The organism is Fusobacterium sp. JB019 (assembly GCA_030673965.1).
Lineage (GTDB): Bacteria > Fusobacteriota > Fusobacteriia > Fusobacteriales > Fusobacteriaceae > Fusobacterium_B.
The window spans coordinates 1-22,546 of the sequence record JAUTCN010000016.1 but is presented as its reverse complement, the minus strand read 5'-3'; the positions used below and the strand labels follow the sequence as shown (position 1 = coordinate 22,546).

At 24.1% G+C, this 22,546-nt stretch carries 23 protein-coding genes and 1 pseudogene; 2 read left to right on the top strand and 22 right to left on the bottom strand.

Features of this window, described 5'->3' with window-relative positions; all coding sequences use genetic code 11:
* Positions 1-23: 23 nt before the first annotated feature.
* The 7 genes from Q7K47_08725 to Q7K47_08695 form a co-directional block, all read right to left on the bottom strand.
* Entirely contained in the window at positions 24-1,304 is a 1,281-nt protein-coding gene (locus tag Q7K47_08725) for an HlyD family efflux transporter periplasmic adaptor subunit (protein MDP0507282.1), read from the bottom strand.
* Between the two features lie 27 nt (positions 1,305-1,331).
* Entirely contained in the window at positions 1,332-2,165 is an 834-nt protein-coding gene (locus tag Q7K47_08720; protein ID MDP0507281.1) for a CpsD/CapB family tyrosine-protein kinase, read from the bottom strand.
* Positions 2,165-2,920: a Wzz/FepE/Etk N-terminal domain-containing protein gene (locus tag Q7K47_08715; protein ID MDP0507280.1), complete on the bottom strand. Its 756-nt coding sequence runs from the start codon at positions 2,918-2,920 to the stop codon at positions 2,165-2,167. Before Q7K47_08715 ends, Q7K47_08720 begins: the two co-directional genes overlap by 1 nt.
* Before the next feature lie 233 nt (positions 2,921-3,153).
* Positions 3,154-4,497, bottom strand: coding sequence for a hypothetical protein (locus tag Q7K47_08710; protein ID MDP0507279.1), 1,344 nt, complete (start codon positions 4,495-4,497; stop codon positions 3,154-3,156).
* A 147-nt stretch (positions 4,498-4,644) separates the two neighbouring features.
* The gene (locus Q7K47_08705) at positions 4,645-4,944 is read right to left on the bottom strand and encodes a hypothetical protein (GenBank protein ID MDP0507278.1); all 300 of its coding nucleotides are present in this window, start codon (positions 4,942-4,944) and stop codon (positions 4,645-4,647) included.
* Positions 4,925-5,119 (bottom strand): hypothetical protein, encoded by a 195-nt coding sequence (locus Q7K47_08700; protein MDP0507277.1) that lies wholly within the window; start codon positions 5,117-5,119, stop codon positions 4,925-4,927. Before Q7K47_08700 ends, Q7K47_08705 begins: the two co-directional genes overlap by 20 nt.
* Before the next feature lie 72 nt (positions 5,120-5,191).
* Positions 5,192-5,503 (bottom strand): hypothetical protein, encoded by a 312-nt coding sequence (locus Q7K47_08695; protein ID MDP0507276.1) that lies wholly within the window; start codon positions 5,501-5,503, stop codon positions 5,192-5,194.
* Positions 5,504-5,802: 299 nt separating this feature from the next.
* On the opposite strand from Q7K47_08695, the gene Q7K47_08690 reads away from it, so the two are divergent.
* Complete coding sequence (locus tag Q7K47_08690) at positions 5,803-6,477, top strand: hypothetical protein (GenBank protein ID MDP0507275.1); 675 nt, start codon at positions 5,803-5,805, stop codon at positions 6,475-6,477.
* Positions 6,474-6,773, top strand: coding sequence for a hypothetical protein (locus tag Q7K47_08685; protein ID MDP0507274.1), 300 nt, complete (start codon positions 6,474-6,476; stop codon positions 6,771-6,773). Before Q7K47_08690 ends, Q7K47_08685 begins: the two co-directional genes overlap by 4 nt.
* A 5-nt stretch (positions 6,774-6,778) precedes the next feature.
* Here Q7K47_08685 and Q7K47_08680 read toward each other — a convergent pair whose 3' ends face one another.
* The 15 genes and pseudogenes from Q7K47_08680 to Q7K47_08610 all read right to left on the bottom strand — a co-directional run bounded on the left by Q7K47_08680 (position 6,779) and on the right by Q7K47_08610 (position 22,393).
* Positions 6,779-7,762 carry a hypothetical protein gene (locus tag Q7K47_08680; protein ID MDP0507273.1) on the bottom strand — a complete coding sequence of 328 codons (984 nt, stop codon included), beginning with the start codon at positions 7,760-7,762 and terminating at the stop codon, positions 6,779-6,781.
* 187 nt (positions 7,763-7,949) lie between these two features.
* On the bottom strand, positions 7,950-9,119 hold the full coding sequence (locus Q7K47_08675; protein ID MDP0507272.1) for an NAD/NADP octopine/nopaline dehydrogenase family protein: 1,170 nt from the start codon (positions 9,117-9,119) through the stop codon (positions 7,950-7,952).
* Positions 9,120-9,306: 187 nt separating this feature from the next.
* Positions 9,307-9,743, bottom strand: a pseudogene (locus Q7K47_08670) (sugar phosphate nucleotidyltransferase).
* A gap of 28 nt (positions 9,744-9,771) precedes the next feature.
* On the bottom strand, positions 9,772-10,971 hold the full coding sequence (locus Q7K47_08665) for a Coenzyme F420 hydrogenase/dehydrogenase, beta subunit C-terminal domain (GenBank protein ID MDP0507271.1): 1,200 nt from the start codon (positions 10,969-10,971) through the stop codon (positions 9,772-9,774).
* Positions 10,971-11,633: an acyltransferase gene (locus tag Q7K47_08660; protein MDP0507270.1), complete on the bottom strand. Its 663-nt coding sequence runs from the start codon at positions 11,631-11,633 to the stop codon at positions 10,971-10,973. Before Q7K47_08660 ends, Q7K47_08665 begins: the two co-directional genes overlap by 1 nt.
* Before the next feature lies 1 nt (position 11,634).
* Positions 11,635-12,594: a hypothetical protein gene (locus Q7K47_08655; GenBank protein ID MDP0507269.1), complete on the bottom strand. Its 960-nt coding sequence runs from the start codon at positions 12,592-12,594 to the stop codon at positions 11,635-11,637.
* An 11-nt stretch (positions 12,595-12,605) separates the two neighbouring features.
* Entirely contained in the window at positions 12,606-13,433 is an 828-nt protein-coding gene (locus tag Q7K47_08650; GenBank protein ID MDP0507268.1) for an SDR family oxidoreductase, read from the bottom strand.
* A 13-nt stretch (positions 13,434-13,446) separates the two neighbouring features.
* Positions 13,447-14,964: an oligosaccharide flippase family protein gene (locus Q7K47_08645; GenBank protein MDP0507267.1), complete on the bottom strand. Its 1,518-nt coding sequence runs from the start codon at positions 14,962-14,964 to the stop codon at positions 13,447-13,449.
* The gene (locus Q7K47_08640; GenBank protein ID MDP0507266.1) at positions 14,964-16,106 is read right to left on the bottom strand and encodes a polysaccharide pyruvyl transferase family protein; all 1,143 of its coding nucleotides are present in this window, start codon (positions 16,104-16,106) and stop codon (positions 14,964-14,966) included. The genes Q7K47_08645 and Q7K47_08640 overlap by 1 nt, the downstream gene beginning before the upstream one ends.
* Positions 16,103-17,149 (bottom strand): glycosyltransferase, encoded by a 1,047-nt coding sequence (locus tag Q7K47_08635; protein ID MDP0507265.1) that lies wholly within the window; start codon positions 17,147-17,149, stop codon positions 16,103-16,105. The genes Q7K47_08640 and Q7K47_08635 overlap by 4 nt, the downstream gene beginning before the upstream one ends.
* Positions 17,139-18,572 carry an O-antigen polymerase gene (locus tag Q7K47_08630; GenBank protein MDP0507264.1) on the bottom strand — a complete coding sequence of 478 codons (1,434 nt, stop codon included), beginning with the start codon at positions 18,570-18,572 and terminating at the stop codon, positions 17,139-17,141. The genes Q7K47_08635 and Q7K47_08630 overlap by 11 nt, the downstream gene beginning before the upstream one ends.
* Positions 18,538-19,674 (bottom strand): glycosyltransferase family 1 protein, encoded by a 1,137-nt coding sequence (locus Q7K47_08625; protein MDP0507263.1) that lies wholly within the window; start codon positions 19,672-19,674, stop codon positions 18,538-18,540. Before Q7K47_08625 ends, Q7K47_08630 begins: the two co-directional genes overlap by 35 nt.
* A complete protein-coding gene (locus tag Q7K47_08620) occupies positions 19,667-20,020 on the bottom strand; it encodes an acyltransferase (GenBank protein ID MDP0507262.1) in 354 nt (117 codons plus the stop codon). The genes Q7K47_08625 and Q7K47_08620 overlap by 8 nt, the downstream gene beginning before the upstream one ends.
* Before the next feature lie 231 nt (positions 20,021-20,251).
* Complete coding sequence (locus Q7K47_08615) at positions 20,252-21,379, bottom strand: glycosyltransferase (protein MDP0507261.1); 1,128 nt, start codon at positions 21,377-21,379, stop codon at positions 20,252-20,254.
* An 18-nt stretch (positions 21,380-21,397) separates the two neighbouring features.
* The gene (locus Q7K47_08610; GenBank protein ID MDP0507260.1) at positions 21,398-22,393 is read right to left on the bottom strand and encodes a GDP-mannose 4,6-dehydratase; all 996 of its coding nucleotides are present in this window, start codon (positions 22,391-22,393) and stop codon (positions 21,398-21,400) included.
* Positions 22,394-22,546 lie beyond the last annotated feature (153 nt).

Genomic DNA, 22,546 nt, shown 5'->3' with positions numbered 1-22,546 from the left:
CATACATTAATTATACTTTTGCTTCAATTGACAACCTTTACTTTTTCTCCTATCTTTACCTTAAATGGATTTACTATAACTTTTGTTCCCACTGGTAAATCTAGAACTTCATAATTATTTAAACTTCTAGCTCCAATATGAATTTCTCTTTTTTTAGCTAGACCATTTTTTATAACATAGACAAAATATCTTCCCTTTTCCTCTAGAACAGAAAAATTATTTACAATAGGAACGTCTTCCTTTGCCTTTTTAGAAATTTCAACATCTGCTATAAATCCTGGCTTTAAATTATTTTTACCTGTTATGGCAACTTCAACAGAAACTACCTTATTATTTCCTTTAATACTTTTTTTAGCTGAAGCTGCTACCTTATCTACATAACCTATATAAGTTTTATCTCCAATAGAATCTCTAGTTATTATTCTTGCCTTTTGTCCTTTTTCTAAAGATTTAGCTTCATATGAAGGAACTTCTAGTCTAACCTTATTTTCTCCTTTGGTTGCTATTGCTACAAGTCTTTCACCTGGAGTAATTATGCTTCCCTCTACAACATCTACACTTACTATTATTCCTGATACTGGAGCTTTCAAAGGATTTTTTAATTGATTCTCTCTAGTCATTAAAGTTTCTCTTTGTAATTTTAATTTTGAAAGTTGAGATTTTAGCTTAGCTTCATCAATATTAAGCTGTCTTCTAAGACTTTCATAACTTACTGTCATCAAATTATATTTTTGATTATTTAAATCTAGTTTTGTTTTTAATTCCTCATAAGCCATTAATTTTTGATTTGCTTCTATTGAAGAAACTCCTTCTTCATGCAAAAGTTTCTCATAAGCCTTTGCTTGTTTTTCAATTATTGGTAATCTTTTGCTTTCATTTTTAATTTTTTCTTCTAAAGCTTTTATCTCTAAATTTTTATTATCAAGTTCCAATTTTAAAGTACCAGAATTCAAATCGGCTATTCTAAGCTTAGCATCTTCTATATCTAGACTATTTATCTTTAACTGCTTTTCATTTTTTAATAAACTTTTATTTGAAAAAACCATTAAGTCAGTTCCCTTTTCCACTTCTTCACCCTCTATTGCTGATATATTTTCAACAACTGCAGGAGCCTCAATATATACTGGAACTAATCTTCCTGGAATAACTGTCCCGTTATATAGTCCTGCATCTGAAAGAACTCCAAGCTTTATATTTTCAATCTTTACCCTCTTTGTATTTCTAGGATTTGTCTTTAATAATATAACTCCCCCTACTAAAAGAACTGCAATAATTATTCCTATCTTTTTTTTAGTTATAAACATTCATATACCTGCCTTATCAATATATTATTATTCTCTTCTTCCTTTTAAATCACCAGATATTTGCTTTTTATATTCCTTTCCAAATTTATACATGAACTTTTCAATTTTTCCCATTTTTTTATGATTTATTTTTTTCTTTTTCTTAATTTTTTCATGATTATCTCCATAATATTCCTTATAATAATATGAATAATTAGTATAATATCCATAGTTTCCATAAGATAGACCTGATCTATCTACTTTATTTACAACAAAACCATATACATTAGCGTGAGCTGTATCTAGCATTTTTCTTGCAAATTCAAGCTCTTTTTTTGATACTTGATCATATCCAACAACTAATACCACACCATCAACAAATTTTGATAATAATACAGAATCTGAAGCTACTGCTATTGGTGGATTATCAAGTACTATTGTATGATAATGATGACTCAAAGAATCTAAAATTTCCTCCATTCTTTCTCCTAAAAATAGCTCAGTTACTCCTTTATTTACATGCTTTGATGGTAATATATCTAGATTAGGTAATGCGTCTCTTATTATAACCTCATCTACAGTTGCTTCATTCATAAGAACTGACTCCATCCCTTTATCAAATTTAACATTAAAACTTTCATGGGCTCTAGGTCTTCTAATATCACAATCTATAAGTAAAACTTTTTTCCCTGCTGTTGCAATACTTGCTGCGTAGTTAGAAGCAAGAAAAGATTTCCCCTCATTTGGAATAACACTTGTAAATATTATCTTTCTTCCTACTTTTTTTTCATTTAAAAAACTTAAGTTAGTTCTAACAGCTCTCAAAGCTTCTACTACTTCTGCTTGTTCGTGTCCTTTAAAAAAAATTTTTCTTTTACCCATTACTTATCATCCTCCCCATCTTCATCATCCTTCACATTAAATTTAGGAATAACCCCAAGCATGGGAGCTTCTAAAATACTTTCTATTTCTGAAGGCTTTCTAAGTTTTTTATGTATACTTTCTATTATTAGAGCAAGTCCCATTCCTAGCATTGCCCCCAATATAATAAAAGCTGCTAATATAATTGTTCTTTTTTTAGGTAGTGCGTGAGTTGGAATTTCTGCTGGTTCTACAATCTTTACATTTCTAATATTCATAACTTCAACCACTTTATTCATAAATTCTTTTGCAAATTCATTTGTTACAGAGGCTGCTAGTTGTGGATCTTTATTTTTATAGCTTAATTTTATTATCTCAGTATCTGAAACTGGAGATATTGAAATTGTCTTTGCTAAACTTTCTGGACTAGTTTCAAGATCATATTTATTTATTACTCTTTTTAATATACTTCTACTTTTTGCAACTTCTGAGTAAGTTATAACTAACTTCTGGTTAAGGGATATATCACTATTATCTATTCCTATACTTGCCATTCCACTAGAAACCATTAAAGTTGTTTCAGCTTTATATATGGACGGCCTTGTTAAAGCAAGAAAAAAACCAATAATTACTACTGGTATTATTGTTAAAACAATAAGTTTCCATCTTCTTATCATTGTAAACACTAAATCTACTAAATCAATTTCTTGTTCAGCGTCATTATAATAGCCTTCATAGTTGTACCCATAATTTTTCTGTGTGTTCTTATTTCCCATATTCTAAAACTCCTTTACAATTTTGTATAAATAATACTTATGTTCTCGTTAATCATTATAAATAAAAGTCCTTAACAATGAATAAATTACTCTCAAGCTAAGTATACAACATATATTTTCAAAAACAAACTATTTCCACAAAAAAATATTTTCAACAACAAAAAAATTATAATCAATAAAAAAAAAGACTGTTAGTATTTAACTAACAATCTTTAAGAAAATAATTTTTTTAACTATTTTACTTTATGTTTATTTTTATGATAATAATCTATAAATTCAGCTATAAATGCACTTCCTAGTCCCATCATAATTCCTAAAATTATACCTGCAAGAACTATTATATTCGCTTTTGAATTACTTACTACACTTGTCTGAGACATTACTCTTACACTATCTGAAAAATATTTATTATAATATTCTTTATTCATTATATTCATTTTTGAAATTATAAAATTATATTTGTTTATTACTAATTCTATTTGTTTTTCTACTTGCTTTTTTATTTCTTTATTATCACTTAATTCGTTTAATTTTCTTGTTTCTTCAGCTATATCTATTTCTAAATTTTTTATTTCTGTAGCTGTAGTTTCATAATCTTTTAATAAACTAGTATAATATTTTTCTTCTGTAGATATTTTTATTTCTGATTCTCCCAAAGTAGGTAACATTACTTTTCTAGCATCTGGTTTATAATCTTTTAACATTCCACGAATAACTTCAGCTTTCCCACCAGCTTTCTTTTTTTCTAAATTAAGAGTTCTTATATTATTATTTAAAACTCTTTTTCTTTCAGAAATATTATTTGTAATATTACTTATTTCAACTGTTGAACTAATATTTTTCAAATCTATTTCTTTTAAATTAGTTAGTAATTTATCTATATCTTCATATGTAAGTCCTACTCTTTTAGAAACAAAAGGTTTTTCTACTAATCTTAAGGTTATATTGTTTACAATTTCAATATTAGAATCTAAAACTCTAACTATATCTAAATAATCATATCCTGAAAAATCATTAATTTTTATTAAAGGTACAATTTCACTACTTTTATATTTTTGATTAAAATATAAAATATATTCTGTCGTTAAATCTGTTAAAATTTCTGCATCAAGCTTTGTATCTCCTGTTAATCTTAATGTTATCTTATAATCAACTGGATTATACATAAACTTTTTACCTTTTTTTAAATTTGTTTCTGTTAAATTAGAAATGTCACTTGGAATTATTCCTTGTATCTTAATTGAAAATATAAAATCTGTTAAAGTTATCCCTTTCTCTTTTAATATAGGATATTTGTCATACACTCTTCTTGCTATAATATTATTTTTTAGCTCTCCTATTGTAAACTGAGAACCATCTGGATTTAAACCTTTATCTATATCTTCATAACTATATCCTATAATAGTTGTTACACTTTTACCTCTAGAATAATTAATGCCTCCTGCAATTAAAGATATTATTGATATTAAAATAGCTACTGCAATTATCAATACCTTTCTTTTTACTATTATCTTTGTTATTTCCACTAAATCTATTTCATCATCCTTCATCTCTTCTAAATAATCGTATTGACACATAATTTTATTTTTTCCTCCTAAATCTTTAATTAATACTCTCTAATATTTTAACAAACATTCTATACTTTTACAATCTATATTTATTTTGCATTAATAATTTTTAATAAAAAAAGCTATTAATATAAAATACTAATAGCCTTTTTTAAGTTATTTATTAAGTAGGTACTCCTTTACAATTTTCATATCATCTCGCATTTCTTCTAGCTTTTTATAGAGGGATTTATTGTTTTCATTAATTTGTTTTTTTAAAAATTCAATATCCTTTGCATATAGCATCTTATCTACTTTTTTTTCTACTTCCATAAAAAGATCTTCAAAAGCCTTTATTACATTATCCTTATCTGCCTTTTTTTGAAATTCTTTCTTGAAATATTTATAAACACTAAATAAAGTTCCAATTATAGTTACTAAAATAGTAAATCCAAATTTAAAGTATTCTATCATCATGGCCACTTCCCTTAGCAACTCTATTAAATACAATATTATAAATTTCATCATCTATCTTAGAGCCAGTTTTGTTTACTAATTCCTTTAAAAAAGATAATACAACATCTTCTAAAACTTCTGGTCCTAAATATTTACACATAAATTTTTCAATAAATTTTAAGATATTAGCTTTCATATTAACACTTCCTTTTAATAAATATTATCTTAATATATAAGGATGCTAGGAAAACCTAGCATCCTATTTTTACTATGCTTTTTCTTCAACAGCCTTATCTAAATAAAACTGATAGGCAATAACTTCTGCTTTCTCTCTTCCTATTCTATCTAGGGAAGCTACTCCAGTTTTTATTTCTTTATTAAGTTGCTCGATCCATTCATTATATGTTTTGTAACCAGCATCTAAATCTATTTCAGCTCCATCTGCTTGATCAGCTAATACTGCTTTTAAAGCTATTCTATCATCTGCAATTTCTTTTTTGTAATTAACTTCTCTTTTAATTGAATCTTGTAATTTTTTTAAAGTATCTTTTACTATTGCTTTTACTTCTATTATATCCATAATATATCTCCTTAATCTAAAAACGTATTCTTAAATAACTTTATGGTATATTTAAATTGCCAATAGACTTATGATTCCTGCAGGTCTTCTCATCTACAAATACATTATATTCTTTTAATATTATTTCGTCCAGAACGTATATTGCATATGTTGCATATGTTGCATATATTGCATATGTTGCTTAAAAAAATTTGAAAGCTTCCATATTTTCATGAATCTTGACGTAAGTTAACCTCTGTAATATTATTTAGTTAAGGATTCAAATTTGAATAAAAAAATTTATTTTAAGGAGGACGTTTATGGAGAAAAAACCAGGAAAAGATTTAATTATCCCATTTAATATTTTAATTGACGCTGCTGCTTCTTCTACTTCAAAAATTTTAATGAGTATTATTCATGCTGGTACTAAACACAAAAAATGTTTATTTAACAACGAATTTTTAGGGGGACCTACTTCTTTAACAAAGACAAGCTGCAGTAATTTAATTATGCTCTTAAAAAAAAACAAATACTTAGAGGATTCTAGAGCTAATAATTCAAAACTATGTAATAAAAATAAGTACAGACATACTGGGTATATGAGAGAACTTACTAGTGCTAGAAATCTTTATTTAATTACCAATGATTTTGATGAAGAATTAATAGCTAAAAAATTTAGAAAAGATAAGGAGGCTAATATAAAGTTAGTAAAGAATATGATTAAACTTTATGATTATTTAGATTTTAAAAAAACAGAAATTGTAGTAAAAGATTATCTTTTAATATTTAGAGCTTGTTCTTTATTTGGGAAAGATGACATCATTAAAGCTTTATATTTTATGTCTAAAAGTTCTTTAGCAAAGGAACATTTAGATTTGCATTCTATTTTTAAAGTTTCTTTTATTAGAAATGCTTTAGGTGAAAAAATAGATTTATATATTAAAAATATTATTAATTTTAAAGAAGGTTTAAAAGAGGAGGATATGATATTATGAAAAAAAATAATTTATTTGTGTATGATATTACTGATAAGGAGATTATTGAGAAATCAAAACCAAAAAATAATGATGAAAAAACATTACTTAAAATTTTATTAGAGACTTTTGGACAATTTGCTACTATCCCAGAGGTTTCAAAAACTTTAAAAATTAGTAGAACATCCCTTTATTTAGGAAAACATCAAAGACAATTTGTTAGCTATTCAATTAAAAAAAAGATAGTTATTTTAACAAAAACCCTAGTAAATTTCATGAGAACTTATGCTGATGAAAAAATAGATGAAGAAAAATAGGGAATTTAAAAGATGCTGATATTTTTATATTGGCGTCTTTTTTTATCTCTTAAAATATCATATTTTACCTTTACTCTACACATAACTTCCCATACACATCCATAATTTTTTTTAGCTATAGCTCTTGCTTTATCCATTATTTTCACTTGTTCTTCCTTTGGTAAAAATTTAAAATAGTCATCAAGAGCTTTTCTATCCTGTAGATCTTTTTCCTTTTCTTGTTCTTGCTTATCCATTTTTTTTCTAGATAATTTTATTTCCTCATCAATGATTTCAGATCTTTGTTTAGGACCATTTCCTTTAAAATTATTATCATTTATGGTATAGTTATCCCTTAGGGCAGAAACCATAAATCCAGCAGATTTTATATGGCTTTTAGTATATTCTAGGACTTTCGTAAATCTTTCAAAACTTATTCTTTTATCAATTACGATTTTCATAATATTTTTACATGTTGATAATTCCAGATTAGAAAGGCTTAGCTTTTCTTCAATTTCTTTTACTTCCTTTTGTCTAGGATCAAGAGAGCCACCACCATTAGTAGTAGTTTTTATATCTGTTTTTATATTAGTGTTTATATCTGGTATAGGTTTAACATTTTGGCTTACCCCATTAGACATTTTGGTATCATGCATTTTACATTTTGGCACATTGGATTTATCATTTGTAAAAATCCCATAGATGCTTTTTATCTTTGAACTTACAATGGTATACCATTTTGTTCTATCATAAGATAATTTATTAAAACTTCCTGATTTAATAACATTTAATTCTTCTAATTTTAGTAATGCTCTTTGTATTTTTCTCATACTCATATATGGGAAAAGATTACTAAAAGCTTTATAGCTATTATATGTCCAATAATTTCCTTCTTTATAGTTTTTATTATTTAACATATTTCTTTTTATCCAAAAAGCCATATTTTCTATAAGGATTGCCTCGTATACACCATATTCCACTGCCAAATTAATATTAAAACTGTGATTCATAACTAGCCTCCCAACTAATATATCTTGTATATTAAAATATTTTATCTAACTTATATTTTAAACCTTTTTACAAGAAAGTCAAAAACGTATCTTGCATATATTGCATATGTTGCATATGTTGCATATATTGCATGATTTTTTTTTATTTATTAGTGTGAAACAAAGAAAAAACCCTTAGTAGAAGCTACTAAAGGTTTTTATACTTTGTTGGGATTCCTAGTTCTATATTATTGTATCTTACATTTTCATTTAAAGTGTTTCCTTCTAATATCTTTATTCCTAAATATTTTCCTGCCCATTTTATTAGAGCGTCTATTGTAGGAACATCTATATTATATTTTAGCGCGTACCATTTTGCTATAGCAAGACCATAGAATATATCATCTGTAAAAAATCTACTATTTTTATCTAAAACATATCTTCCATCTTCTAGCATTACTGGAGTTTTAATTTGATTTAAAGTTTTAGATGAGGTAAATGCTTCCTGTATATTTTCATTTGAAAAACCGTAAGAAAAGTTTACAATATCTAGGTAATTTATCATATACTTAAAATCTTCATCTGGATGTGTTTTTCTTATTTTTTCTCTTATTTTTTCAAAATTTTCATCTAGATTTTCTAAAGTTTTAGCTGAAAACTCATCAAAGTCTTTATAGAAATATGGAATATCTTCTTTCTTGTCCCAGCCATTTTTATTTTTGTAATATAGGCCATACATTCTTGAGATATGAATAATTTGGTTGCTTGCTGAAAGTGTTAATGAAAGAAAATTATCAGCCTGGTAAACCTTTTCATTATTAAAAAAATAATGACAAACTTTACTTAAAAAGATTTCATTTAATTCATTAAATTTTTCTTTAGGATTAACTGCCACAACATTTCTTATTTTAGCTCCGTATGTTATTCCAATTTCTCCGTATTTTTTTGTTCTGCATATAAAAGGAATAAGACCATATGAAAAATACGTGATATTTTTTAAATTAAATTTAGCTTTCATTTCCTCAAACATCATGTCAACTCCACCTTGACCATAAAGCATTCCAATGAAAACTTCCTTGTCTTTATTTAGATGCTCACCTATCTTCATAAGCATATGAAAATATTTAGCTACTGGTAAACAAAGAACAATTATATCTGCCTTATTTACTCCAAGAGATATGTCAGAAGTTATATTATGTAATCTTCCACCAACTTCTTTAACTATTTTTCCAAATTCATCTTGAAATTCTACTTTTACATTTTCTTTCCAAAGTTCTGGTCTTCTTGTAAGAACAGTTACTTCATAATTTAGGCTTGAAAAAAAAGGAGCCAGTACATGTGCACTACTACCTCCACCAACTATTGTTAATCTTTTCATACATCCACCCCCAAGTATAATAATCTCACAAATATATTATACCATACAAAAAAGGCTCTGGTAAATCCCAGAGCCCAAAAATAAAAAGACATAAAAATAATAATATATATATATGTTAACTGCCTTCTCATATTAAGGCTTTAACACTAACTTAGTTATAACTCTAAACTATTAATTTGTCAATAGTTTATTTTAATTTTATATCTTTTAAATATTTTTTTAGATCTTTACTTGTTTCTTTATTTCTCAATCCAAAATCAATATTTACTTTTAGTAATCCTATTTTATTTCCAATATCATACCTCTATCCATTAAAATTATGAGCTACAGCTTTTTTACCATTTCTTAACATTTGCGTATTGCGTCTATCATTAATTTTCTTTTCCTTGTTCCTTTAGAGTTTCCTCTAGTTCAAAGGAATAACCAAAATGATCTTCTATTGAATTTTTATTTCTTCCTGTTATTATTACAATATCTGTTATTCCTAATTTTACTAACTCTTCAACTATATATTGAAGTGATGGTTTATCAACTATAACCAACATTTCTTTAGGTTGAGCTTGCGGGAAGTGCCCTCGTTCCTAAACCTGCTGCAGGTATTACTGCCTTAGTTACCTTTCTGATTTCCCCCTCCTGAATAACAAAATTTATTTTATTTAAATATTATTTTCTTTACTACCCTTTTTATCTTATTAATAATTTTTCTTAAAATTAAAATAAATTTTTCTTTAAAACTTTTCTTTAAAATTCTCTCAACAAGTTCTGAAAAATCTTCTTTTAAATAGTTATCAAAAAATTCTTTTCTATCTTTTTTTATCTTATCATTTAAGCCTGCTGAAACCGTTAAAGCACTATTACCTCTATAAACATCTTTTAAAGTTGCTTTCTCATATATTAAATTATCTTTTATTTTGTTAAAAACTTCTCTTCCTTTTAAAGAATTTATCATAAAAATAGAAGTACCTTTATCTTGATCTAAATGATTTTTAAATTGCTCTATTCCCCAAAAATCACCTAAAGAAACATCTGAATTTCTTGGTAAAGTTTTATATTTGCAATTATGACAACTTTTCCTTATATATAAATTTCCTTCTAAATATCCTCTCATATAAACATCGTGATATCTATCTTTTAAATACTCTTTTCCATTTTCAAAAATAATTTTTGTACTAAATTTATGCCAACCTTTATCTTTATTTTTAAACCAAACTATTTTTATCTTTGAATTATATTCATTCTCTAAACTTTTTAAAAATTGCTCATAAGCTTTTGGAGATATTACTCCCCTACATAAAAAATCTACAAGAATTAAATTATCATAATCCTTTTTTAAAAAATTTTTTAATGCTGCTATATGACAAGGAGTTCCTGCAAATAATACTTTTCTTTTTGATTCTAAAAATTCTTTTACTTTTTTATAAATATCCCCCATATTACTTTGAACATATTTTGATTGTCTTAATTCTTCTAAATTTTTTATATTTTCAATAAAAGAATGTTCAACTTTAAAATTTTTATTATATTTAGCGCCAAAAACTACTCCTTTTTCTTTTAATACTTGTTTAGCTATCTCTGTAAACATTCCACCAGAAGTACTATTAATTCTATTTTTATTATCTTTACTATAAGCTGCTATTATTTCTGGATTTTTTAATAAATTATTAAGTATTGGTTGCTTTATTGAAGGACAAACTTCTATACAAGCATTACAATTGATACATTTAGAATTATCTACAATTGGAAATAAAAAACCTTCTGTATCATATTTCATCCCAATGCAATTAACAGGACATATATTTTTACAGGCGTTACACCCACAACAATCTTTCTTATCTAGAATTTCTATAATCATTATTTCCATCCTTTTATTTCTTTTATAATTTTAGCAGGATTTCCTCCAACAATAGTATTTTCAGGAACACTTTTTGTTACAACAGAACCTGATGCTATTATTGCACCATTTCCTATTTCAACACCTTTTAAAATCAAGACTTTACTTCCTATCCATACATTATCTCCAATCTCTATAGAAGCACTTTGAATATTTTTGCTGCCATCTTCATAAGTTATCCTATGAAAATCAGAGTCCATTATTGTTACATCATGAGAAATTGCAACATTATTCCCTATTTTTATATTATTTTTACATCTTATTTTTATATTGGAATTAAAAAAACCACTTCCTAATTCTAAATTTCCATCTTTAAAAATTATAATATCTCCCCCATAATAAATATTAAAATTTCCATTTACTTTTAATTTAGAATTTTCATCTAATCTTACTATAGTACTTCTTCCATTATTTTTTATACAGTTACCATTAGTAATTAAATTTCCATTTAAAATAATTTTTGATTTTTTATGTAAAATAAAAATACTCTTTTTAAACGAAATTATTTTCCCTTTTTTTACTTTTATCCTATTACAAAAATAATTTAAAAATATACAATTTACAAAATTTAAATTTAACATTCTTCTTAAACGACTAATTACTCTATTTATTTTTAAAATCATTTTATATTCCTTTCTCTTCCATATCTTCAATTACTTTTTTCGTAAATTTTTCTCTACCTTTTTTATTTAATCTATCTGAATCAATATATAAGCTTGAATCTTGAAATTTTTCATCATATAAATAACTTAAAAGTGGAATATTTCTTTTATTAGCTTTTTCTATATTATCATATAAAACTTTCTTAATTAAATTTTTAGGTAATAACTCATTTAATTCTGAAGAACAAGGAGGAACTACTAAAATAGGTTTCCAATTATTTCCTAAACAATACTCAATTATCTCTTGTAATAGTTTTGTTGTTTTATTAAACGTTAAAACTAATTCTTCTGATATTTCCTCATTTAAATTTTGTGGTAAATTAAATTCCTTTTTCCATCCACAAACTCTATTTTTTGCTGCTAGCTTTACTTTTTCTTTTTTTAATTTATTTTCCTCAAAATCAAATTCTTTATTTTTCTTACTATCTTTAAAAATTTTTAAAGTTTTTAAAATAATTATTTTAGGATTTAAACTACTTAATAATGGCAAATTAGTATAAATACTTCTTTTTAATTTTGAAAAATTTAAAATATAATTTTCTTTTAAAAAATAATAATACTTTATATTATGAATTTCCGTCTTATAATCTAAAAAACTAAATACAAAATCAGGTAACACTATTAATACTTTACATCCTTCTTTTAAATTATCTTTATATTGTTTTAAAATCCTAAAATCATATGATAATGACTGTGGTTGTAACCCAAAATTAAATCCTTTTAATTTTGTATAATCGTAATCTAATGCAAATCTAGCATAAGAACTTCCTGTATTTACTATTTCTAAATCCTTTGGCACCCCTTTGATAAATTTATCTACTTGTAAAATGCTATTTCTATAATAATTTGTTCTCATATATAGTTTATTTAAAATCAACATAATTACTGTACATAATATTATTAATCCTATTATTATTTTCATATTTATCCTTTCTAAATTAAAGATTCTCCACCATCACAAACAATTACTTGTCCTACAATATGGTTAGCTGCATTGCTGCATAAAAACAATGCCAATTCAGCTATTTCCTCTGGTAACCCTGCTCTTTTATTCTTACATCTCTCAATATATAAATTATCCTCTTTTTTTATTCCATTTATTGGTGTTGCTGTTACTCCAGGAGCAATTGCATTCACATTTATACCATATTTTGCCAAGTCTCTTCCTAATCCTATAGTCATTCCTGTAATTCCCCATTTTGAAATACCATAAGGCTCTGACGCTCCATAAATTCCTCTAATTGAAGATAAATTTACTATTTTACCTTTTATTTTATCTTTTATTAAATTTTTTGAAAAAATTTGAGATAAAAAATAAGCTCCATCTAAATTAGTTCTAATTACATTATTATAAATACTAATATCTATATCCTCAAAATTTTTATAAGAATCTATCCCTGCATTATTTATTAAAATATCTAAAGTTCCTATTTTTTTTAAAATTTCATTATATTTTTTTTCTATTATAGATATATCACTTATATCCCATTCTATTATAGAAAGATTTTTGTTGTTTATTTCTTTCTCTGCTTTCTTTAACCTTTCTATATTTCTTCCTGTTATAACTACTATTGCTCCCTCTGAAATAAATTTTTTAGCAATAGCTAATCCTATTCCACTACTTCCTCCAGTTATCAAAACTTTTTTATTTTTTAAAATATCATTATATTTTATTTGATTTATTTCAACATTTACAACTCCACCTTTTTTTATATATTTAATAAAATTTTTAGTACCTATTAAAGCTTTTTTTATAAACATAACTTTTCTCCTTTTAATATATTTTTAATATTTTATTTATTAATCCTTTAAACAACTGTTTTTCATATGAATTCATTCCAAATTTCCACATCAAAAATATAAAAACTATAACGTATATAATTCCTAAAATAAAAAAATTATATATATTATACAAATTAAAATATCTATTAATTAAAATTCCTAAAATAGATATTATTACTAATCCCGGAAAAAATCCTAATATATTTTTCCAAAATAATATCGTATTTATTTTTACTATTTTAAAATAATATATATTCATAATTATGCCGTTTCCTAAAACATATGATATTGCAGTTCCTATAGATGCCCCTATTGCACCGTATAATTTCACTAATGGAATACTTATTATTACATTAATTACAGCTATAATTATATAACAATATGCCGGAAATTTGTGTAGATTTTTTGCTCTATATATTTCCATTCCTATATGTTGAATTAAAGGGATTGTTACTGTTAAAATTAATATAATTATAATAATATAGGATTTTTCATAGCTTTTTCCTGCCCAAAATAAAACAAAAGGTCTTCCAAAAAATATAAAACCCGTAAAAATTAAAGATAATAATATAAACTGTAATCTTCCAATTTTAATAAAAATTTCTGTTATTAATTTATTGTCACTTGATGAAGCTATGATTCTATTAATTCTAGGAACAAAAACCGTTGCAATAATACATGCAATCTGAACATAATATGTACTTACTTGTGCTGCTAATCCGTAAATTGCTACTGAAATTGTCCCCTTGAATCGCCCCAAAAGAAATTTATCTACATTCCAATTTACTTGATCAACTATCATTATCAAAAATACATAGAATGAAAACTCACTTATTTCCTTTAATAACTTAAAATTTGGATTTTTTAATAAAAATTTCATTTTTAATTTATTTTTACAGTAATTAACATTTAAAATTCCTATCAAAATATTTACTATAAAAGTAACCATAACCATTCCAATAGAACCATAACCCATTATTAAGATTGGAAGCATAATAAATGGATTGACTACTGTTCTTAATATTTGAACTAACTTTTGAAATAAAAATCTTTCATTAGCAGTAATGTATGAATTAAAAACACTTAAAGGAAAAGAAAAAGAAATATTCATAACCATAATTAAAATTAAATATTTTGCTTTTTCTATTTCATTAATAGTTAATTTATTTCCTAATATTTGACCAATATTAATATAAAAAATAATTCCAAATATTAAAGATACTATCCCTATAATAAAAAATACAATTAAAAATAATCCATTTAGTTTAGCTATATTTTCCTCTTGATTTTTCACTTTATATCTTGAATAAAATCTCACATAAGAACTACCAAAACCTAAACTTAATAATCCTAAATAAGCAATTACTGAAGAAACTAAACTATATAATCCATACTCATTCTGCCCTAGTAACCTCAACATAATAGGAGTATATAAAATAGAAATAAGAGTTCCTAAACCTATTGAAATATAAGAAAGTATTGCCCCTACTTTTAATTGATTTATTTTCATTAATTTTCTCCTAATGCATTTTTTAAAAAATCTATTGAATATTTTCTTTTAACATTCAATTTTTTTTCTACCTCTTCATAATTAATTTCTTTTTCTAATATCCCACTATTTTCTACTTCTTTTATATCAGTAAAAAATCTATCTTCTAATCCTACAATGTTCAACAAATTCTCAAGCCTAGTATTTCCTCTCTGAGGATTAGCTATAACTATAAACTTTTTATGAAATATTATTGAAAATACTGTACAATGAAATGAATCTGTAATTACTAATTCGCTATCTTTTAAGTAAGTTAACCATTGACCTACACCATTATATACAAATATTTTTTTCCATAATATTTTTTTATAATGTCCTTTTATATAATTAATCTCACATTTTAATCTGTCTGCTATTTTATTGCTATATTTTCTCAAATTATCATTATCATCTAAAAGCATATGAGCAATATATTTTTTATTTAAATGACTTTTATCTTTGTATTCATCTATTATTAATTGGTATTTTTCTTTTGGCAAAACTAAAGTGGGATCTAACACACAAACTGAATCTATCCCAAAAGTTTTTTTACAAATATCTATTCCACTTTCTTCTCTTACAGAAATATAATCAAATCTTTTTAATAATTTTCTTACTTTACTAGTTATTTCTGGTTTTTCTTTCCATTCATCTAGACCAAAACTAGCCGCATAAGATATCTTTTTTTTATCCTCATCTACAAAATCTAAAAAATACGAAGGAAAAAAATCATTTTTGTTCCACATTCTCCAAACTTGGTCACTTCCTACTATAAATATGTCTAAAGTTTTATTCAATTTTTTTAATTTTTTTGTCGAATGAGAAGCTAAAGTTAATTTTAAAAAATTTTTTAAAAATTTTTTAAACCCAAAATAAAAGTCTAATTTGATTTTTTTATTTTTTGGATATATAAATAAACCTACTCTACCTAAAATCATGTTAAATAATAAAAAAATTTTACCTTTTGCTCCTTTATTTTTAAAATCCCTTGTATTATTATAATTAATTATCTCTGGAGAATGATTTAGTTCTTTTAAAATATTAAATGATGCGTATGTTTGTAGTAATGCTCCAAAATTTCTATTTTCCGGATAATAAAATGTTAAAATCCCTATTTTTTTCATGCTATTCCTTTCAAAATTAAATTTTTAAATTTTAATACTAATTTTTTTAAATTTTTTCTTCTTTTATATTTTTTATTAAGTTTATTAAGAATTGAATATTCTTTATTTTCTTGTATTTCTCTTATTATTTGTAAATTTTTATTTATAGTCACAAATTTAAATAACCCAGAACCCTTAATTTTATACATCAACGCTTTTCTTTCATCTTCTGAATAAAACATTATATACTTAAAATAATCAATATAGTTATTACTAATTTTCTGACAAATAACCTTATTTAATTCATTTGGCTCTTCATAATATTTATTTATCCACTCTATGACTATATCTAAATAAGTATTTAAATGTTTATAATTTATAATATCCATAGCTGAGCCTTTTCTATTAACCCTGTAAACATAATATAGTTTTTCAAAAAAAATATTGTGTTCTGAATTACATAAAAATCTAAAAAACCAATCTGCATCTTCTCCTAATGTTTTTCCTTTTTTAAAATAAATTTTATTTTTTAATATTATTTTTTTCTTATATACTCCTCTACAAACACTCCAAATATTTTCATTAAAATCTTTTAATAAATAACTTAATAATTCTTTACCATTCTTTCTTTTCACTGTTTCTAAATTAATCTTATATACAGTTTTTCTTAATTTTCCATTATCTAGAATATAATTTCCTTTAGAATAAATTAAATCTGGAAAATTATTTTCATATATTTCTTTTACAATATCTTCTAAAATATTTTCATTCCAATAATCATCCGAATCAATAAAAATTATATAATCTCCACTAGCATTATTAATTCCTGTATTTCTAGCAACAGAAACTCCCCCATTCAACTGATTAATAATTCTTATATTTTTATTATGTTGTTGTAATTCTTCGCAAATAATTTTACTGTTATCTGTAGAGCCATCATTTATAATAAGTATCTCTATATTTTTATAAGACTGACTTTCTATACTGTTTATACATTCTAAGATATATTTTTCAACATTATAAACAGGAATAATCATTGTTATTTTAATTTTTTCATCTAACACTTTTTCTCCTTCTTTTCTTGAAAATTTTAATTAAAAAATACATTAAAATCCATTGCCAAATAATAGGTCTAACTATATATGAAAACGAATCTCTTACCCACCATAAAGTATTAATAAAAACAGGAATAATATAAATTATATTTATATAGTTTTTCTTTATAAAAGATATTTCTAATTTTTCAGATATTCTTCCTAATATTCCTCCTAAAATTATCATTACAAAAAAACCTATATATTTAAAATTATAAAACACCTCCCCTAAAAAAGAACCCCCTATAACTGGAACATTTAACATTTTTTGAAAAGCAGCAGAATTATTAATATTAGTAAAAGCACCTCCTATATTAGGCAATATTGATACTAACGAATAAATATAAGTTTTCCCATATGTGGGCTGGATTATTTTATCTATTTTTTGAACCACCAAATAAGGAGTATATATAGTTTCTCCAAAGCTTTCAATTAATTCTAAAAATGGATTTGATTTAATTTGTTCCACTATTAAAATATTCATATTATTAAAAAAATAATTTATTCCATGCCCTCTCATGTCATAGATAACATTTATAAAAACCATTCCCAAAAATGCAATAATTAACATTCTATAACAAAACTTTATATTTATATTCATATTTAATTTAACATACAAATATATCAACACTATTATCGTTACAACTTGATGTCCTCTATTTCCTGTAAGCATTGTTCCTAACAAATATAATATTGTTCCAAAAAAAATTGTTTTAGATTTCCTTTTTTTATTTTTATATGCAATTATTAAAATCCCCACTCCTGTAAATAAAAAATAACCAATAGCTCCTATTAATCCAGGTAATTTACTTGAAAATGTAGACCTATATCCTCCTAAGAAAGCTGAAACCAAATTAGAACTATCTATATATATCTGTATTGGAAAAGATATTATAATAAATGTCCATCCTACTTTTTTTAATAGATTTAATTTGTTTATTTTTTCTAAATTATCATACTGTTTACTAATATTTTTTTTGATTATTATTTCTTTTTTTAATAAAATAATCCCCAGTAAAAAAAAATTTATAAATTGGATACATATAAAAACTGTTTTTTTCAAAATTTCAACATTCATAATTTTTATATAATTAAAATTACTAAATTTATATGCAGGTATAAGACCCATTAATAAAATTTGACCAAAATGGAATAAATATAAAAAAATTAAAAAAAAATTAATCATACTAAAAAAAGATATCTTCAATTTTTTTATAAAATATAAATTAACTAATAAATTAAATACTATAATCCATGAAATTGAACAAATCCAAGAATTAAAAATTTGCAAATTAATTTGACTTATCACAAAAAATAAAAGCAATACATATATACTCATAAAATATATGTACTTTATTTTACTTGTTAACTTTATTTTTTTCATCTCTTTCATTTTTCTCCTCAGATTCTTTTACATAAAATTTTTGTAACCAAACTGCAGTATCTATTATATCAAAACCTTTATTTTTTAAGATATCAATACAACAATTTCTTCTATAATTTATATTTTTTAATATAAATTTAGCCCATTCTAAAGAACTTTTTTCTAAAGAAAAATCATAATAAAAATTAGTTAAATTAACTTGTTTAGTTACAGAATCTGAAACTATACATTTTAATCCAGCAGCTTGTGCTTCTACTAATGACAACGGTAATCCTTCATATAATGAGGGAAATAAAAATATATCCATTGACTGTAAAATTTTACTAATATCTTTTCTGCCACCTAAAAAAATAACTTTATTATTTATATTTAATTTCATTGATAACTGCTCTATCTCTTTTTTTAAAGGGCCTTCTCCAACTAATAATAAAATAAATTTTTCATTATAACTTAGTAATTTTTTGAAAATTTTTAATAAAAAAATGTGATTTTTTGGATATGTAAATCTTCCTACATGTCCTATTACTATATTATTTTGTATTTTAAATTTTTTTCTGTATTCTTCTCTTATTTTCATATTAAAATTATATTTTTTTAAATCAATTCCATTTTTAATTATTGTAACCCCATTTTCTGTTCCGTACATCCACCTACTAGCTTTATCAGAACAAGAAAATCTATGAGTAGATATTTTTATTATATTTAATTGATGAAATTTATGCAAAATTTTATGTATATAATTCCCTTTTGAAAAACCTGTACTATGACTATGAATTATTCTTGTCTTAACTCCAAATTTCTTAGCTATATTTAATGGTTCTATATAAGACAAGGAAGATTCATGCATATGAACTATTTGATAATTCTTATTATTTTCAAAAAATTTAATCAACGCTTTTCTATTTTTATTTATACCCTGATTTCTAGCGGGAACATTAAAAATTTTTCCTCCTAATGCCCTAATTTCAGAATCATAAAAACATTCTTTTTCTGTATGAACTAAAAAATGGAACTGAATTTTGTCGTAATCTAAATTTCTATAAATACTCATTAAAAATGATTGTATCCCCCCTAAATTCATACTATCCACTACCTGTAAAACTTTAATCATGGATATCCTCCCTAATTTTTTCTTCAAAAAAATAATTTTGTTTTGAGTGAAATATAGTATTTTTAGGGACATCTTTTGTTACAATTGTCCCTGCACCTATCACAGAATTATCTCCTATTTTTATTCCTTTTAAAATAATTGCATTTGCTCCAATCCAGCAATTATTCCCTATCAATATTGATTTTGTTTTAAATTTATTTCTTTCTACTAGTTTATCAGACAAATAGAATACATGATCATGATCATATATTCTAACTCCTTCACCAAACAAACAATTTTTACCTATTTTTACTTGTTCTCTACAATTAATTGTTGTATTTGTATTTATAAAAGTATTTTCTCCTATCTCTAATATTCCTGAACTTATATTTAGTTTTATGTTTTCTCTTAAACAAGGTGATCCTTTAAATATACATTTACCTTTATCTATATATATTTTAGTCCCATTTAAACAATAGCTTTTTAAATAATTTTTAATTTCTAATTTTTTTCTAAAAATAATTTTAAAAAAAATTACTTTACTTATTGAAAATATTCTTCTATAAATTTTTATTAAAATAATTTCACCTCCTTAAATTCAAAACTCTTCTTGCACTCTTTTTTTATATTTAGTTATTGAAAATTTTTCTATTACTATTTCTCTTGATTTTTTCCCCATAGAAATTCTTAATCCTTTATCAAATATTAAAGTTTCTATTTTTTCTTCCCAATTAACCTTATCGCCAACCTCTATTAAAAATCCATTAATTCCACTTTCTAATATTTGATTAGTTCCTCCTACGTTATTTGCTATAACTGGAATTGAATGACTCATTCCTTCTATAATTGATCTTGGTAACCCTTCAGATAAAGAAGGTAGCACTAAAAAATCTATCGAGTTATAAATCTTATCTATATTCTTTTGAAATCCTAAAAATACGTAATCTATATTGTTACTTTTTAATTTATTTTCTATTTTCTCCCAATATTCTTCATAATTAGGAATAACTCCTCCTGCTATAACTAATTGGTATTTGTCTTTAATCTTTTGATTATTTTCTAAAATATCAGTTAAAAAGTCTAATCCTTTTCTTGGATTTATTGAAGCCACATACCCTATTCTAACTTTGTCTTTTGATAAATTATCTAGTTTAGAACTATAGTCATATGTATCAAAATCAAAGCCTGTATAAATTAATTTTATTTTATTTTTATATTTTTTTACAAAATTTTGATCTAAATCGTTTAATAATCCATTAGAGATAGTTATAATCTTATCACAGTTTCTTAAGCAATTTCTACTTACAAAATTATTTTTTATGTCAACTCTTATATATGTTATAGTTTTTATTTTTAATAATTTTGTTGCTAAAAAAACCATAAAAAAACTTCTTATATCATTACAATAAAAAACATCTGGTTTCTCTATTTTTAATAAAAAGTATAATCTTATTTGAAAAAACAATATTGATAATGCTAACTTAATTTTTTGAAAAAAATTATACCTTAATATTTTTCCTCCAAAAACATTTATCTTTTTTGAAATAGGAAATAATATTCTATTTTGTTTAAATTTTATTTTCGATATTTCATCCTCCAAATAAATTTGTACACAATTATTTTCAACACTTAAAGTTTTAATTAATTCATCCATACTTTTTTGAGCGCCATATCTTTTTTTTCTTTTCACACTTCTACCATAGACATCTAACATCAGTATTTTCACTTTTTATTCTCTCCTAACTTAATAATACCTCACATACCAATCTGTAAATTTTTGTAGTCCTTCTTCTATGCTTGTTTTTGGTTTAAATCCTATTTCGTTTTGTAATTTATCTGTTGATGCATAGGTTTTTGGGACGTCTCCTAATTTTATTGGTTCATATATTTTCTTAAATTCTATATTTTTATTTAAAGACTTACTTAAGCATTTTTCTAAAGTTAATATAAATGTCATTAGTTTCTCTGGATTATTATTTCCTATATTAAATACTCTATGAAGTTCTTTAATATTGGGACCTTTATCTATTAATTTTTCTATTCCTTCCACTATATCATCTACATATGTGAAATCCCTATAAAGATCATGTTCAAAATCACCATTATTATATATATGAATGGCTTCATCTTTAAAATATTTATCAGTAAATCCAAAGTAGGCCATATCAGGTCTTCCCATTGGACCATATACTGTAAAGAATCTAAGTCCTGTTGCTGGTATTTTATATAAATGACTATAAGTACTTGCCATTAATTCATTTGACTTTTTAGTAGCTGCGTATAAAGATACTGGACTATCCACATTATCACTTTCTTCAAATGGTACTTTTTTATTATTTCCATATACAGAGCTTGATGATGCGTAAACTAAATGTTCAACTTCATAATATCTACAAGCTTCTAATATATTAAAGAATCCTTCTATATTACTTTTAATATAGGCATCAGGATTTTCTATTGAATATCTTACTCCTGCTTGAGCTGCTAGATTCACAACAATATTTGGTTTTTCTTCTTTGAATATTTCTAATATTTCTTCTTTATTTGAAATATCTTCTTGTATAAATTTAAAGTTTTCAAATTTATTTAAAATACCCAGTCTTGTATGTTTTAAGTTAACATCATAGTAATCATTAATATTATCTATTCCAATTACTACTTTTCCTTCTTCTAATAATTTTTTGGATAAATAATATCCTATAAAACCAGCTGCTCCTGTTATTAAATATTTTTTATTCATATCAACACCTATCTTCCTATTGAATAATATTCTATATTATTTTCACTCATCTCTTTCGTGTCATATATATTTCTTCCATCATATACAAGAGGTGTTCTCATTAATTTAAAATCTTTTCCACGTAAATCTCTTATCTCTTTCCATTCTGTAAAT